Source organism: Paratissierella segnis, assembly GCF_014385195.1.
In the GTDB taxonomy this organism is placed as follows: Bacteria; Bacillota; Clostridia; order Tissierellales; family Tissierellaceae; genus Paratissierella; species Paratissierella segnis.
Genome location: NZ_JACRTG010000016.1, coordinates 78,606 through 94,028, shown reverse-complemented (window position 1 = coordinate 94,028; position 15,423 = coordinate 78,606). Strand labels below are relative to the sequence as shown.

Genomic DNA, 15,423 nt, shown 5'->3' with positions numbered 1-15,423 from the left:
TTTTTTATCAGTAAGTTTTCCCTAATATGGCTTTTCACCATGTTCAATAAGAAATGAAAACCAAGTCCTAATTGTTACATGGGAAGGTATAACACCATTATTTAATTCATAAAATTTCTTTTTTATCTCTTCTTTATTTTCTTCTGTAAAAGTTGTAATTAACACAGTTTCATTGCAGCTAATAGCTTCTTCTACAAACAGCGTTGTTTTTCCAGCACCTGCAGATGCTATTAAAAGTTGGTTTTTCATAAGATTGCCCTCATAATATAATCTGGATATTCTATATTTCTTTCAGAAGAAAATATTTTTAAAGCACAATCAGTTTTATTAGCTTTCATAAATTTATGTAGCTCATCATCACTTTCATAGTTGGTGTTAAATACTGAATTTAATATTTTTAAACTGTTGGCTCTTAATATAGAAGGTTCTAAGGTGTTATAGTTAAAAGGCTTATCCTTTTTCCCTAAAGTTAGATTGCCTTCATATTCATTTTCATCATAGCAAATTTCAATATTATCTTTTTTATTTTTATAAAATAAATGCACCAAGATTTTTATGTCTAAGTGCGTTATACATTATGTTGATATTCTCATATTTTTATTATGGCAAATAAAAATTAATCATAACTCTGAATCGATATTTATTTGACTCTCGATGAATGTTTTTGAAATAAGTATGGCTTGAATTATGTATTGAAATCGCTTGAATTGCGAACTTCCTTTTTCATATTTATTTTGAGCTTTTGTAGTCTTATTTATAATTGAAACTATAGGAGGTAGGGCCTCTCTCAATTCTTTACTTGTATAATTTATTGTTTTATCACTTGACAAAAGAGACTTAGAAATATAGAGTGCTTTGATTCTATTTCTTAAGAGTGAATGTTGAGATGTCCCTTCTGAAAATTTAAGTTGCATTTTTTCACAATTACTAATGGTAGAGAATAGTAATGATATTGCTTTTTCTAATTCTTCTTTGCCGAATTCCATCATGGGCCCTCCTATCCAAATTGGAATTTGTCGTTACACAGATTATTCTCATTAGCTCTTGTTTTTCTTTTTCCGATATTTCATTATAATATCAATTGTAATACCTATACCAATAAATATCCAATAACTAACAATCCAAATTTGCCACCAATTACCTGAAGCTCCACCTGGATAAGTTATACTGTCAGTCTCAAATACTATCCCCAAAATATAGGATATTGGGTATCCGAGTGTTGCTGTAATTGTTGTTATTCTCATTTTAAAAATATAGGATATAATAAGTGCAAGTACACCTGCAAAACCTACAATGAATGTAGCATCGTTTCCTTTTGTCAATCTACTACAAATAAAATAGAATAAAATTGATAATAGCATTGATGAAACTATCCAAGTTAGATTCGATTTCTTTTTCATACTATTCATCCTTTCGTAAAATATAAAATCAGTACTACAAATTCCTATTTATCTATTTGATTATAAATAATACTTAAGTCCCAATATAAAAATGTGTCTTAATTAACTATTATTAATTGGAACTATTTCACTCCATTTGTGCTTAGGATAAATAAATTCTAAAGCAATAGTCCCTAGTATATACGGTAATAGATTGAAAGCAAAAAAACGAATGGCAAAGATTCCATTAACATCAAAATGACCATGCATTGGGTTTATTATTTGTGATGCAGTCATAATTACTGTATGAAATCCTATTGAAGTCCATACATTTCCCGACTTGGCTCTAATATAACCCAACATAAAACCATATCCAGGGATAAAGAGGAGTTGTTCCAAAGAATATATTGCTTCTACAAAGTATGCAAATAATGAAAAAATCAGCGTTTGTATAATAACAGTTTTCAAATGTGGAAACATTGCATTTACATGACTATAAATGTATCCCCTCATTATAAGCTCTTCTGGAAATGCTTCTATTAAAAATACTGTTATATATAAAATTAAAGTACTCAATAAAAGTTGATTCAAGTTTGCTGTTACTGTTATTTCAGCCCAGCCAACTAGTAAGGCAATAACTAGACCAATCATTGCGGGTATAAACCAAAGGATTGTTCCGACAAAAAAGGTAATAACATTTGTACGTAAATCACTCATCCCAATCTGTCTCCAAGAAATTCGATTAGTTCTGCGTGTAGTATTGACAAGAATAAAGCTTAGAATCGTAATAGCTAAGCCAGTAAAGAAATGAATTGTAGAATTATACTCATCTCCTGAAAACATATTATTAAAGTATAGAATTAATCTCCAGATAAAAATTGAAAATAGTAATACTACTCCTATTTTAAGCATCATATTTTTTGCTTTCAATAATTTAACCTCCTCAGCAAAAATTGGCTTGTTATATCTTTTTTTCACATTTAACTACTTATATACATTATACAAGCGCTATAATCTTTTTTTCATTTAAAAATCTCCAATCTGTTGAAAGTTATGCTAATAACGAGAATTGAATCCTCAACCTCCGCCTTAATTTTACCATTCATCTTAGTAATAAGGTTTTTTACAATGGCTAAACCCAACCCCGTAGAACTCTTTGTTCTAGATTTATCGGCAGTATAAAAGCGCTGAAATAGTTTCTCAACATCTGTATTATCTATATCAGGTGCATAGTTCTTAAAACTAATACATACATGATTTTCTTCCTCTTTTGCTGAAATAGATATTTTTCTAGTTCCATGATTTAGATAGTTTTTTATTAGATTCTGAAAAACCCTTTTCAAGGCATCTTTGTCTGCATGAATATATATTGGATTAGAAGGTATTTGGATGCTGGGCTCTTCACATTTTGATAGAAAGTCATAATAAAACATAGAAATTACATCTGCAAGTACATTGTTTACATTAACTTTTTCAAATTGTAACACATACTCATCAGACTCAATTCTTGCAAACTCAAAAAACTCATCCAGCATTTTAACTAAAGTATCAATACGTCTTCTTATTATGTTATAATACTCAGCTTTTTTTTCTGCAGGAGTATTCTCTGACTCTAGCATCTGAACATATCCAGCAATAGAAGTAAGTGGAGTCCTCAAATCGTGAGAAATATTCGTTATTTCCTCTTTAAATTTGTGTTCAGCTTTTGAAATAGCTATCTTTTCAGTTTTATAATAGTTGATTAAATGATTTAATTGAATTGCTAATTCATTGATCTCCTTCACTTTAATTTGAAGATTAATCTTCTTATTTGTATCATGCTCTCTAATAAACTGTAGTCTATTAACTATAGATCTAATCTCTCTTTTATAAAGTAAAATATAGGCAGATAATACACCTATGACTAATATAAGCATTATAATTATTAACCAAAGCATAAACCTGCCTCCAATCTATTTGATATCCTGCTTTTTAAAGATAAATCCTCCTATACCTGAACATATAACTAGGTTGGATAAAGCGACTGCAGTTGTTATCCCTATATCCACTGCCTGTGGGTGGGGTATAGAGGTAGGGGAAAAATCCATAAGCAGTAAAATTCTTCCCCAAGAGCTATTTCCAATTATTGAACCTAGTATTAGGATAAAGAATATGCTAAAGGCCATTGTACCTCCTATATTTTTAATTAAAAATGCGATCATTAAAAATATAGATCCATAGGCTGTATATAATAGAGCTTGAATGAGAAACATTCGAACAAGTAATAGTAAGTCAACCATTGAAAAAGCTCCATATATGCCAAAAACAAAAATGGATGTAATTCCTATAGAAAAGATAGAGACGATCATAATTAAAATTGAACCCACAGATACTGTAATCAGTTTAGACAAGTAAATTTTCATGCGGCTAAAGCCTAAAGAAACAGAATCTTTAATGGTTCCTGTACTATACTCATTTGTGATAAGCATTGTAATAAATAAAGCTTGACATACAGGTATAAAATATGGTACCTGAAATAGCATATAGATCCAGTGAAAGGTACTTGGACTAAGCTGTTCTTTGGTATATGCTGAAGAGCTAAAGTCTATGATAATATAGGCTACAACAAGTGCAAGAATCCCCAGGCAAGTTAAAAAGGTCTTGCTGCGCTTTAATTTATAAAAATCGCTTCTCAATAGATTAAGCATAATGCCCACCTCCCATCAATTTCATAAAATACTCTTCCAAATCATCACCCTTGGATTCAATAGAATATATTTTAACATTATTTTTTGCAAGCTCAAGGCAGATTTCACCCGACATGTTCAATAAATCATAAACTAGAATAACATTGTCTGGCATTACCTCATAGTTTGCTGTTTTAAAGACATCTTCTAAAACCATTGAAGCCCTAGCACTGTCACTCACTCTTAAACTCAGGTATTTTCTGCATTTTAACTTCAATTCCTGATCTGTAAATTCTTCCACTAATGTACCATTATTTATTACTCCGTAGCGTGTTGCCATTTTAGACAACTCTCCTAATATATGACTTGAAATCAAAATGGTTATGCCCTGTTCTTCATTAAGTTTTTTTAAAAGCTTTCTCATCTCCACGATACCTTCAGGATCAAGTCCGTTTATGGGCTCATCAAGCACAAGAAAATCCGGATTACCAAGCAGGGCAAGGGCCAAACCCAGACGTTGTCTCATCCCTAGTGAAAAATGTTTAACCTTTTTCTTGCCTATATCATTTAATCCTACTACTTCCAATATGCTACCAATCATTTTTTTATCGGGTATTCCCAGTAGCTTACCTCTAAGTTCCATATTCTCATATCCAGTAAAGTCAGGATATAAAGCAGGGTGTTCAATTATACTTCCTATTCTATTTAACCCTGCATTCATATTTTTTTCACCTTTTCGTGAAAACAACTCAATTTCACCTTTTGTTGGTGTAACAAGCCCCGTAATCATTCTGATCATTGTTGTTTTACCAGCGCCGTTTCTACCAATAAAACCATATATATCTCCTTTTTTTATTTTCATATTTACATTATTAACTGCAGTATAATTCCCATACTGTTTTGTAAGCCCAAAAGTTTGTAATATATATTCAGCCAACTTAAACGCTCCTTTTTTAGTTTATGACCTTATAATAAGGCATGGTGTTTAAGAATTAATAAAATAAGTCTTAAGAAAGTCTAAAGTTTACTCGCTCATCTTAAAGCCTATTCCCCAAACAGTTTGTATATACTCTTCTGATGGATTTGCCTTGGAAAGCTTTGAACGAATATTGCTAATGTGTACATTTATAGTATTTTCATCACCAAAGAATTCATCATTCCACACATGTTCGTAAAGATTTGATTTTGTAAAGACCTTCTTAGGATATTTCATCAATAATTCTAAAATCAAAAATTCTCTCTTAGTAAGGTTAACTTGGGTACTGCCTACTTCTACTAAAAATTTTTCTACATCTACAGATATATCTTTATAAGTTAACTTATTATTTTTATTGGGAGAACTTGAGGACTGGTTATACCTTCTCAGCTGTGCTTCAATTCTCGCAAGAAGTTCATCATTATTAAATGGCTTAACAATATAATCATCAGCACCAGACTTCAATAGATTAATGGTAGAAGTTTTATCACTCTTTGCTGTAAGCCCTATGACTGGAACATTACTATATTTTCTTATTTCATGAAGTACCAATTCTCCCTTAAGCCCAGGAAGCATAAGATCAAGCAGTATTAAGTCAATTTTATTATTAAAAACCATCAGAGCTTCAGTGCCTGAATAAACTGGTCTTGCATTGTAGCTATTTTGCTGCAGCAAATCACAAATCATATTACTTATGTCGCTATCATCTTCTATAACCAATATTGAAATTTTATTATTCATTACGTCTTAACACCTGCCTAAAATTCTAGTTTTTTTATATATTACCATAGTTAAAAATTTTATGAAATTCATCTTATCTTAATGATAGAAACTAACTTTTTTTCTATCATATCACCATTTTTGGCTATACATATAACAACTAAAGCTAATACTCCCCAAACCCACAATGGCATTATTATTTTTGTAGAACCTAATGCTGATGCAGCAAGTATTTCCCAAGGTCTTGTAAGCATCATTATTATAACATATCTACTCAAACTTATCTTACTAAGTCCTGCTACAAAACCGATAGCATCATCAGGGAAAAACGGAAGAAATAATAGTAGTATAAGTAATAGTTCCCCTTTCTTGGATGAAAAATGTTGTTCATACTTATTTAAAAGTTTAGGGTTTATAAACTGTTCAGCAAAAGTTCTTCCAAATCTTCTCCCAAGAATAAAAACTACAGTAGAACCGCTTAAGATTGCCAGTATGCTTATAAAAAATGAACCCCACATGCCAAATACTGCCCCACCTACCACTGAACTTACATTGCTAGGTATTGGAGCAATAATAACGGATATGAACTGAACAATAAAAAACACTATATGGGCTTTCTTGCCATATCCCTCAATATATTTCTTAAATTCTTCAGCTGATGACATATAATTTAAAATACCACTTGATTTCATATAAACAAATATCCCTATGAGTCCAACCATAATCGTTATTATATAAAAGTTAAATTTTATTTTATCCTTAGGTTCATTCATATATTGCACTCAGCCTCCTTGTTCTTAATTTTTTTGAATATGAATTGCTCTTTAATACTTTTATTTCTTTGAGATTACCTTTATAAATCATTCTACCTCCAATGTTCAGCAAGTGTTGAGGTCTAACCAGATTTCTTGATATCTTAATATCTACAATGCCACTTTCCTTTAAGATGTGATATACAAATTCTGAGCATAAAAAGCTATAATCGCTACATACTGGTTTGTTTAACAAGCTATGTACAAGCCCCTTATAGTTATATTTATAAAGGTGGCTATTAGAAATGAAATGCTCTAATAGTACCTTTGCCTTTTCATACTGCCCCTTGGATACCTCAATCTCAATTATTGCACCAGGCAAGGTATTACAAATCTTGTATACACCTTCGTTGATATCCTCTTTTCTAAACCTTCCAATAAAGGGATTGTACGTGTTCCTTCTTCCAAAGCTATACATATGATTGAGTTCCTCATCTAAAGAAATAGCTGCATGAGTATACTCATCATTTTTAAAAATTCGGATGAGATTAGACATCACAGTATTTGTTCTTGTAAGAACTATATATAAATGAAATTTTTCCATTATGAAGCACCTCCATGAATTTAATTGATGTACTCATTATGATATATAAAGTTAAAGAACCAATAAAAAAAGTCTAAAGAAACTCTTAATTTGTTTTTTAAGTATATAAACCTTACCCCTAACAGAAAATTTTCCCTCAAACCGTAGTTCAAGGGAACATAAAACACACTTCAATATTTACTTAGAAACCTTCAATGCCTTTGATATCAGCCTATTGTCCCTTTATAATAAAGTTCTGCTTATTTTCCCTCTTTTTTCATTTCCTCTTTCAAAATCAGAAGCAAAACTATATTAAAATTAGAATAAAGATTTGATAAAACCGGGGGAAGGATTCAGGGAATAGGGATTAGAAATGGGTAAAAAAGAAGGATAAAACCATTGAATAAATGAAGGATTTCCCCTTATTATTTCAATCTTTTATCCATTTTTATGCTCCTTGAACCTTAGTCATTATGCCTATTTCTTGCTTTTCTCTCTTATCTTTTTTCCTGCCTTTACTTCCTGGTTTTATTCTTTCCTTTATTCCTTTTTCCTGTATTTACTTCCTGCTTTTCTTCCTTTATTATTGGAAGGAATTTTTGAAGTAAGCAGAACTTTATTATAGAAGAAGCAGGACCTTATTTAAAAGAGCAGGACTTTATTCTAGATGACAACGCTCTTGTAATCAAGACAACACATTCCACATGGGTTGAGAGGTCAATAATGATGTCGCTAAGAGATAGTAGCCCCTTGGTGGCAGTGTATATTTCTAATGTTTTAAATATAGAAATGGAACTAGTCAATTAGATTCATTAATCATTTCTCTAAAATTTCTATATTATTATTGCTAACATCAATATTTACTATAAACCAAAGCATAGATATACTTTACCCTATTATTAATATCATATTTAAATTTAAGGTCTTTTTTAGTATTTCTGATAATATATTTTACTTAAAATCTTCAAAGTTACTTAAATATAAGCAATCGGCGTTTGGATCAATTAATTCCTTTAGCACTATATTTTTGTTTTCATGTAAACCTATCTTGAAAATAGACAAATCATTGTAGTTGAAGTCCAAATGTTTTCGTGGATGAACATGGGGCTTTTCTTCTAAATATCCTTGTGAATCACAATAATCATACCTAATGTACCCATAATCTCTAGCCAGTAAATGATATGTAACTATTGAAATATCATGCTTACTTTCTAGACTGTCAAAATTTATTAAACTATCGTTTACTTTATAGTTTAGATCTTCTAAATTATAAGTCATATCATCACTTATCTCATTAAAAATTGATAGTAATATTGATATTGTTTTTGAATCTAATGAAACTCTTGCAAATGAATCGCTCACTGTCCATTCATGCTGTGAAATTGGTTTTACTCTATAAGGGTAAGTAATCGTCGATTCTTTAGATTGTTGGTAAAAGTATATCCTTCTTCTATCTTTTTTAGGAGAAGAAATCTCAAAACTTCCATGACCATAATCCATATCTGCATGTCCAATTAAAATATACCTTACCGTATATAAAATCAACTTTATAACATCTAATTTATTATTAATTTTGTTTTTTAATATTCTTTGCATATCATAATCAATAAATCCTGCAAAAATTCTTTCTTGTTCATTAATCATCTGTCATCATCTTCCAATTAATCTGAATAATATTTGAGACTTTTTCTTCTGTCCAATCATCACCAAGCAATGCTATAACTGCTTGTTGTTTTAAATTCGCTTGTTTATTTATAGGAATAAATAAGTTATCAAATATTTCATCACAAACTTTATCTAAAGTTCTATTATCACTTTCTAAACTTTGAATAATAGTTATTTCTCCAATAATATGATCAGAATCAGGCTCATCCACTATTAATGAATTTGTGCTACTTATTTGCTCCAATCCTTTTTCCCAAGTTTCAGCTAAGGATTCCTCATTTTTAAGAATTAAAATGGAACTAATAAATGATCTAGTCATTCCCATATATAGTGTATTTCTAGCCTTAACATTGTTAGTTATCCTATTTGTTAATACGCAAATTATGAATGGAAATTCTAACCCCTTTATATTATAATCATTAGTTATAAATAGACTATTTGCTTCTGTATCTTTAGTTTCATAACCTTTTATAGTGTTCCATTTATACTTTATATTAATTTCAACACTTAATCTATCTATAAAATTATATGTGAATTTATTTGGTTGGATAAAGATTATTCCGATATCTCGAGCTTCTACAGTGGAGTTATTTGTTCGTATCTCGTCTATAACTTTAATTATATCATCCATTAATGAATCATTAAATGAATTTATAATTTCTGCAAATTTATTCTTATTACCAACAGAATTAGTTTCTATACGGTGAATCGGTTCTCTAGTAAATGTATATTGATGTAGATTCACTTCGTCCTTCTTTTCTTTTTTTAAAATTCTATATCCAAAAAGTTCCCATTCTTCATCCTTAAACCAGTTAATTTTTGTATCTTCAAATAAACCTAGTCCAACAGCATGTGAAAACATTAAGGTTCTATTATCTGTCCTATAGCACCGATTTAAAACATAATCAGTACTGATAACCTCCGGTACTTCGCCAACAATTGTTTGAAATGTGTCTCCTGCCATAATAATAGACTCGTAAGTTACAACTTCACAAAGTTTAAAGAAACTTTCTGAAAAGTCCTGGCTTTCATCTATCAAGATATAGTCAAATAATTTTGGAATATTATCAAGTGAGCCAAATATACTTTCCATTTCAGTTAATGCCATGCTACAAACATCATCAAAATTATTATTTTCGGAATAATTATAAAAGCTTAATCCAAGTTCATTGCAAATATAGGTATATACTCCTGAGTTTGAGTCATATCTAGATCCCCAACCTCGCATCATCAAAATCCAATACTTTATCTTGGACATAAAATGTAGATACCATTTCTTTATTCATTTTCAATATTCCCTCTCTTTTATCTTATTTAATTTCTTAATTTAAAGTTTTAAAATGCTCCCATATTTTTAAATTAATATCCTTAAAACTCTATAATTTAATATCAGGATTTTAACAAATATATTAATGGATTGACATCCACTTTTAAAGAAACTCCCAATACTTATGAATAAATTCTAATATCTTAATGTATTTTAGAAAGCTACATTATAATTCTAATTGCAAGTATATTCATCGTTTTTGCAGGTTGCCTTAGCTATTTTAAATAACACTAATTTGTTTGCAATATATTTTAAATACCTAGATATAAAATTCTGGATTGGAAACTTTATTAGATATATCATTTTTAGCAAACTATATGCTTATTCCATTTCCTATAAGTAATGTTTTCATATTTTTTCCTTAACTAATTCAATTTTAAAGCACTTTACAAACTACAAGCTATATTATATTCTTTTCCATAGCAACCTTTAAAACTACCCCTTGCAAAGAGTACATTATCTATGTGATAAAACACATAAAATTTATCTAAATATTTGTAACAAATATTTAAGGTTATATGGTTATCTCAATTTTATATCATACTTTTGCTTTTCTCAAGCTAAACTCGATTATCATTTAAATAAACTAAATTATTATATCAATCATCATCAGTATTAATCATATTAATTCTAAAACATATTTACAATGTTCACCTTTATAATTATTAGATCCTAATCTTATCTATATGTTTATTGAAAACTGAAATTCTATCAACTTTATTTCTAACTATTTCTTCATCATAAATTCTATCTTCACAAATATTTCTTGCTAAAATTTCCTTTATCCACTCTTCATTCAATGTAGGAGAATCACCACACGTATCTCTCCCACTTTCCATCCTAGTCCCACATCTCCAAACCACCTTTCCTCTCTCAGCTCTTCTTCTATAGGCTGCCCCACAATACCAACATTCTAATATGTTTCCAAATAAATATTTGCTAGTATATCTTTTACCTGTCTTCTCAACTGTACCATCCTCTTTGTAAACTACTCTTGATCTTCTAGTCATTTCCTTCTGAACTTTATCAAATATCCCTTCTGATATAATGGCTGGATGGCTATCTTTTACATAGTAACTACTCACTTGTCCAGTATTTTTCACCTTTTTCCCTGTCATGACATCTTCCACATAGGTCTTTTGTAGTCTGCTATCACCCTTATACTTTTCGTTCTTTAGCATCTTCTGGATAGTCGATGAATCCCAATGTTCATTTCTAGTTACAGTTTTTATATTCATTGATTCTAAGTACATTTTTATTTGTCCAAATGATAATCCTTGTAAATATAATTCAAATATTTTTCTAACTACATCTGCTTCCTCAGGAACAATTACCATTTCTCCATCTATACATGTGTAGCCCATAAAGTTCTTATATTTTGTAAAAATTTCTCCTCTTTCAAACTTTCGCTTTCGCAGGAAGGTTGCAGGGGAATCAATCTGCATATACAATGAAAATACTGGCGATTCTCATTTCCATCTGTTCGGTAAAGCTCCGTCTATAACCCCCACTCTCTCATTGGGCAATCATCCTGACAAGAGCAGCTTTGGACTTCAAGGTCAAAACAGGCTGTAAATCCAATGAATATTTAGTATTTGCACCAAGTGTGCTTAAACGCCGTAAAGCGCAATTCCAATTCAGGCATAGCCGCGTTGCAGTTCGGGTAATATATAGGACTGCCATATGAAATATAATTTTTTCATAGACAGTCCAAGCATATTTTTACAATTAGTAACTTGAAAAAGATGTGGAAATCAGCCAAACTTCGAAATTGTGCGGCCGTTTTTTATGCACCTACGTCTTTCTTCGAATGCCGTGCAGAGCAGGAAGTTCTAAAATTAAATCCTTTTTTTATGGCTTTTGCAGGGCATATTTTTACACATTCCCCACATCTGATACATTCAGCACTATTAGGGTTTTTATAAACTTCTATATTAATTTTGCACTTATGTACACAAGCGCCGCAATTTGTACACTTATTTTTGTCTACTTCATATTTATAAAAGCTCATTTTATTAAATAAAGCGTAAAATGCTCCTAATGGGCAAAGATACCTGCAAAATGGCCTGTATATAAATATTGAAGCTACCACAATACTACTTAGTACTATAATCTTCCATCCAAATAGATATCCCAAACTTCCTCTTAAGGATGCATTCATTAAAACTAATGGTATGCCACCTTCCAGTGTTCCCGCCGGACAAATGTATTCACAAAAATAGGGAGGACTTATTCCAAATTCATTTACTAAAAACATAGGTAATAGTATAACAAACAATGCTAATATAACATATTTTAAATATTTAAGTACATTATTTACTTTTTCATTTACTTTTATCTTCTTAGAATGTATTTTATGTAATAGATCCTGAATAAGGCCAAATGGACATAGCCATCCACATATAAATCTTCCAAAAATAACACCAAATAAAGACATTAGTCCAACTATATAGAATGAAAAGTCATATTTTACAGTTCCTATAGCAGCCTGCAAAGAACCTATAGGACATGACCCCATAGCTCCAGGGCAAGAGTAACAGTTTAATCCAGGAACACATATTTTTTTAGTATTTCCTTTATAAATAGTACCTTTTAAAAAACCATTTATATTTGCATTTGTTGTTATAGCTGCAATAATTTGTGTTATTCTTCTTTTATCCAATCCCTATGCACTCCAAACATATGTTTATTGCTTTCTGTAATACAATTTTTACTTCATTTCTATATATTCCGACAGAAATAAAAAAAACACTCATTATTAAAACTCCATATTTTATGAATCCTTGACTTTTACTAACCTTACTTGTATCCACAAATTTCACACCCTTCCTCTTTTTTTATAATGCGGCTGTTGCAAAATACATCTCCCCCACTACATCTTATAGTAAAGTTTTCTAAACCTGTACTATATAATATAGTTTAGTGTTATTTTGCAACAGCCCATTTTACTTCTTAAATGTTATTATTCTATATTTTTAAGCCTATCTACAATTTCCTTCTTATACTCTTCTGTACCTTTAGAACCAACAATTAAATCTCCAACAACATTTCCTTCACTATCTACAAATAAGGTAGTAGGAACTAATGCTATCTTTTCTAATATATTATTTATAATAGTTTCATCTGGGATAATATTAGTATATGTCACCCCTTTTTTAGATAAGATTTCCTTTGCTAATTCTTCATTATCTTTATCGGGTGTATCTGAAACAATGCCAATTACATTAACGTTCTGGCTCTTAACTTCCTCTGAAAGCTTTTGAAGGTCAGACAGTTCTGCTATACAGGGTGTGCAAAATGTACCCCATACATTTATCATTGTAAGTTTACTATCTTTAAAAATACTACTATCTATTTCCTTACCTTCTAGCGTTTTAGTTTTAAATTTAACTATATTTTTGCTTACTGCTTCCGTTTCTGATACCGGTTTATATGTAGTAATCAAACTTTTAAAATTCTTAATTTCACCATAGGCTTCTTCATAAGCTTTCTGAGAGTTTTCTGATAAACCATTGACATCAGCCTTATTATTGTATAATAAGTAAAATTCGAAATTATCCACTTTTTCTATTAAATCCTTATTTTCATATTTTGAGAATAATTCCTTTTGAACCTTACCTTCTGTTTTGCTCGTATCTATAGTTACTATGATGCATAATTCTTTAAACTCTTTATATAACTCCCGAAGTTCTGCTACAGCTTTTTGGATTGCTTCTTCATCTGTTTTGGGAATTTTATCTGCTTCTTTTTTCATTGCGAATCCCCTAGCTATAGTTTCATCAAGTATATAGCTAATTTCTATCTGTCCTGCTATATTTTCTTCCGGTAAGGGTCTATATATATCTATATTTTTCCCCTCGTTCTCTTTCCATTTACCGGGCAGATTAAATTGAATTCCGTTTTCATCAAGTTTTACATCTACATCTTTTATATCTTCTTTTACAGTATCTATTTTAGTTTCATCTTCAGCTTGCTTTGAATTTACACCTTTAGGTTGATTGCACGCAACCATTGACATACAAATTACTCCTGTTATTAAAACTGTTATAATTCTCCTTTTCATAATTGTTCTCCTTTATTTTTATATTATATTTTTTTATTTTTTATATTAATGTACATGTAAAATCTTCTCTCATTCTGTGAATTGACAGCTAAAGAAACGTTTATGTAATTCGTTTTCTTTTCATGTTAAAAACCTCCTATCATAAAAAATATGAGCGATCCGATTCAGTAATTTTATCTTACCGAAATTAAACAGGCTATATCGGATTTTTAACTTATCAAACCCTTGAGAAAATCTTATAAGTACTTATTTTTTCCCTATGCTGCTATATACAGCTATTGCATCGGTAATATTAAACTGTTCCGAATATAAGCTTCCTTTTGCACCCGCTGAAATAAAAATATACTCTTGATTATCCACGCTGGCGAGACTCGCCAGACATAGACCAGCTTCATCGGTATATCCAGTTTTGCCTCCTAAAATTTCTCCACCAATAATGTTTTTATTGGTGAGCTTTTCAAACATTGTATTGTAAAAGGTTATTCCTCCAGGGTGCTTATTTGTGGGTTGTGTGGAATGACGAGACGATGTAAATACCTCTCGGAAAGTATCATTTTGCAAAGCATAGCTAAGAAGAATAGACAGATCTTTAACTGTTGTGTAGTGGTTTTCATCATGAAGTCCAGTCGTATTTTCAAAATGGGTATTACCCATGCCAAGATCTGCTGCCTTTTGATTCATCATCTTCACAAAGTCCTTTTCCGAACCAGCGATTTCATCCGCAAGCCCGATACAAGCCTCCGCACCACTTGGAAGCATCACCCCGTATAAAAGGTCAATAGCCCTTACCTTCTCACCTGGCTGGAAACCGGCCATAGAAGCATTAGCACTGTAAAGACCATTAAAGGTATAGTGGGTAAGTTGTATTTCTTTCTGCAAATTTGTCAAATTTTCTATAGCAACAATAGCTGTCATCATTTTAGTCAATGAAGCAGGATAGATCTTTTCCTCGCTATTTTTTTGCATCAGAGTGGTTTGATCTTTTAAACAGATCAGAATAGCATTAGTACTGTTCAGTTTGTCAGAAGATGAAGATATGGAGACAGAGTGATCAGGTTCTATCTCTGACGGAGGAACGGTAGTTGTTCTATCGCCATATTCTTCTTTTGAGATATGGTGACTCCCTAAAGTAATGATACCTTTGTACACAAAAGCAGCAATTACAAGCATCAATAGAAATGCTACAAATACGCGTATTCCAGACTTTTTCTTTTTTACTTTTCGTGCCATAATAAATCAACTCCTTATGCTGTGATATTATTATTTAAACACAGAATAAGGAGCCATGTTGG

Annotated in this window: 18 protein-coding genes; all 18 read right to left on the bottom strand. The window is 30.7% G+C overall.

Translation table 11 applies throughout. The annotated features are described in order from the left end of the window. Positions 1–21: 21 nt before the first annotated feature. Positions 22–249: a UvrD-helicase domain-containing protein gene (locus H8707_RS05640; RefSeq protein ID WP_262429155.1), complete on the bottom strand. Its 228-nt coding sequence runs from the start codon at positions 247–249 to the stop codon at positions 22–24. Further along, entirely contained in the window at positions 246–548 is a 303-nt protein-coding gene (locus H8707_RS05635) for a hypothetical protein (RefSeq protein WP_228109502.1), read from the bottom strand. The genes H8707_RS05640 and H8707_RS05635 overlap by 4 nt, the downstream gene beginning before the upstream one ends. A gap of 72 nt (positions 549–620) precedes the next feature. Further along, entirely contained in the window at positions 621–986 is a 366-nt protein-coding gene (locus H8707_RS05630; protein ID WP_262429154.1) for a hypothetical protein, read from the bottom strand. A gap of 51 nt (positions 987–1,037) precedes the next feature. Beyond that, positions 1,038–1,400: a hypothetical protein gene (locus H8707_RS05625; protein ID WP_262429153.1), complete on the bottom strand. Its 363-nt coding sequence runs from the start codon at positions 1,398–1,400 to the stop codon at positions 1,038–1,040. A 102-nt stretch (positions 1,401–1,502) separates the two neighbouring features. Beyond that, positions 1,503–2,309, bottom strand: coding sequence for a CPBP family intramembrane glutamic endopeptidase (locus H8707_RS05620; protein WP_262429152.1), 807 nt, complete (start codon positions 2,307–2,309; stop codon positions 1,503–1,505). A 92-nt stretch (positions 2,310–2,401) separates the two neighbouring features. Beyond that, entirely contained in the window at positions 2,402–3,316 is a 915-nt protein-coding gene (locus H8707_RS05615) for a sensor histidine kinase (RefSeq protein ID WP_228109497.1), read from the bottom strand. Between the two features lie 15 nt (positions 3,317–3,331). Further along, the gene (locus H8707_RS05610; RefSeq protein ID WP_228109496.1) at positions 3,332–4,066 is read right to left on the bottom strand and encodes an ABC transporter permease; all 735 of its coding nucleotides are present in this window, start codon (positions 4,064–4,066) and stop codon (positions 3,332–3,334) included. Next, on the bottom strand, positions 4,059–4,982 hold the full coding sequence (locus H8707_RS05605) for an ATP-binding cassette domain-containing protein (RefSeq protein ID WP_262429151.1): 924 nt from the start codon (positions 4,980–4,982) through the stop codon (positions 4,059–4,061). The genes H8707_RS05610 and H8707_RS05605 overlap by 8 nt, the downstream gene beginning before the upstream one ends. 87 nt (positions 4,983–5,069) lie before the next feature. After that, positions 5,070–5,762 carry a response regulator transcription factor gene (locus H8707_RS05600; RefSeq protein ID WP_262429150.1) on the bottom strand — a complete coding sequence of 231 codons (693 nt, stop codon included), beginning with the start codon at positions 5,760–5,762 and terminating at the stop codon, positions 5,070–5,072. Positions 5,763–5,830: 68 nt separating this feature from the next. Next, positions 5,831–6,514: a TVP38/TMEM64 family protein gene (locus H8707_RS05595; protein WP_228109493.1), complete on the bottom strand. Its 684-nt coding sequence runs from the start codon at positions 6,512–6,514 to the stop codon at positions 5,831–5,833. Further along, positions 6,507–7,097, bottom strand: coding sequence for a hypothetical protein (locus H8707_RS05590; protein ID WP_228109492.1), 591 nt, complete (start codon positions 7,095–7,097; stop codon positions 6,507–6,509). The genes H8707_RS05595 and H8707_RS05590 overlap by 8 nt, the downstream gene beginning before the upstream one ends. 930 nt (positions 7,098–8,027) lie before the next feature. Next, positions 8,028–8,720: a hypothetical protein gene (locus H8707_RS05585; protein ID WP_262429149.1), complete on the bottom strand. Its 693-nt coding sequence runs from the start codon at positions 8,718–8,720 to the stop codon at positions 8,028–8,030. Beyond that, positions 8,713–9,999, bottom strand: a complete 1,287-nt coding sequence (locus tag H8707_RS05580) for a DEAD/DEAH box helicase (protein WP_262429148.1) — start codon at positions 9,997–9,999, stop codon at positions 8,713–8,715. The genes H8707_RS05585 and H8707_RS05580 overlap by 8 nt, the downstream gene beginning before the upstream one ends. A 734-nt stretch (positions 10,000–10,733) precedes the next feature. Next, entirely contained in the window at positions 10,734–11,513 is a 780-nt protein-coding gene (locus tag H8707_RS05575; RefSeq protein ID WP_262429147.1) for a recombinase family protein, read from the bottom strand. Positions 11,514–11,854: 341 nt separating this feature from the next. Next, positions 11,855–12,730 carry a 4Fe-4S binding protein gene (locus tag H8707_RS05570; RefSeq protein ID WP_262429146.1) on the bottom strand — a complete coding sequence of 292 codons (876 nt, stop codon included), beginning with the start codon at positions 12,728–12,730 and terminating at the stop codon, positions 11,855–11,857. Beyond that, positions 12,723–12,845 carry a CD1871A family CXXC motif-containing protein gene (locus H8707_RS05565; RefSeq protein ID WP_262429405.1) on the bottom strand — a complete coding sequence of 41 codons (123 nt, stop codon included), beginning with the start codon at positions 12,843–12,845 and terminating at the stop codon, positions 12,723–12,725. The genes H8707_RS05570 and H8707_RS05565 overlap by 8 nt, the downstream gene beginning before the upstream one ends. Positions 12,846–13,030: 185 nt before the next feature. Continuing rightward, complete coding sequence (locus H8707_RS05560) at positions 13,031–14,131, bottom strand: TlpA disulfide reductase family protein (RefSeq protein ID WP_262429145.1); 1,101 nt, start codon at positions 14,129–14,131, stop codon at positions 13,031–13,033. Positions 14,132–14,377: 246 nt separating this feature from the next. After that, positions 14,378–15,361: a D-alanyl-D-alanine carboxypeptidase family protein gene (locus tag H8707_RS05555; protein ID WP_262429144.1), complete on the bottom strand. Its 984-nt coding sequence runs from the start codon at positions 15,359–15,361 to the stop codon at positions 14,378–14,380. Between the last annotated feature and the right edge of the window lie 62 nt (positions 15,362–15,423).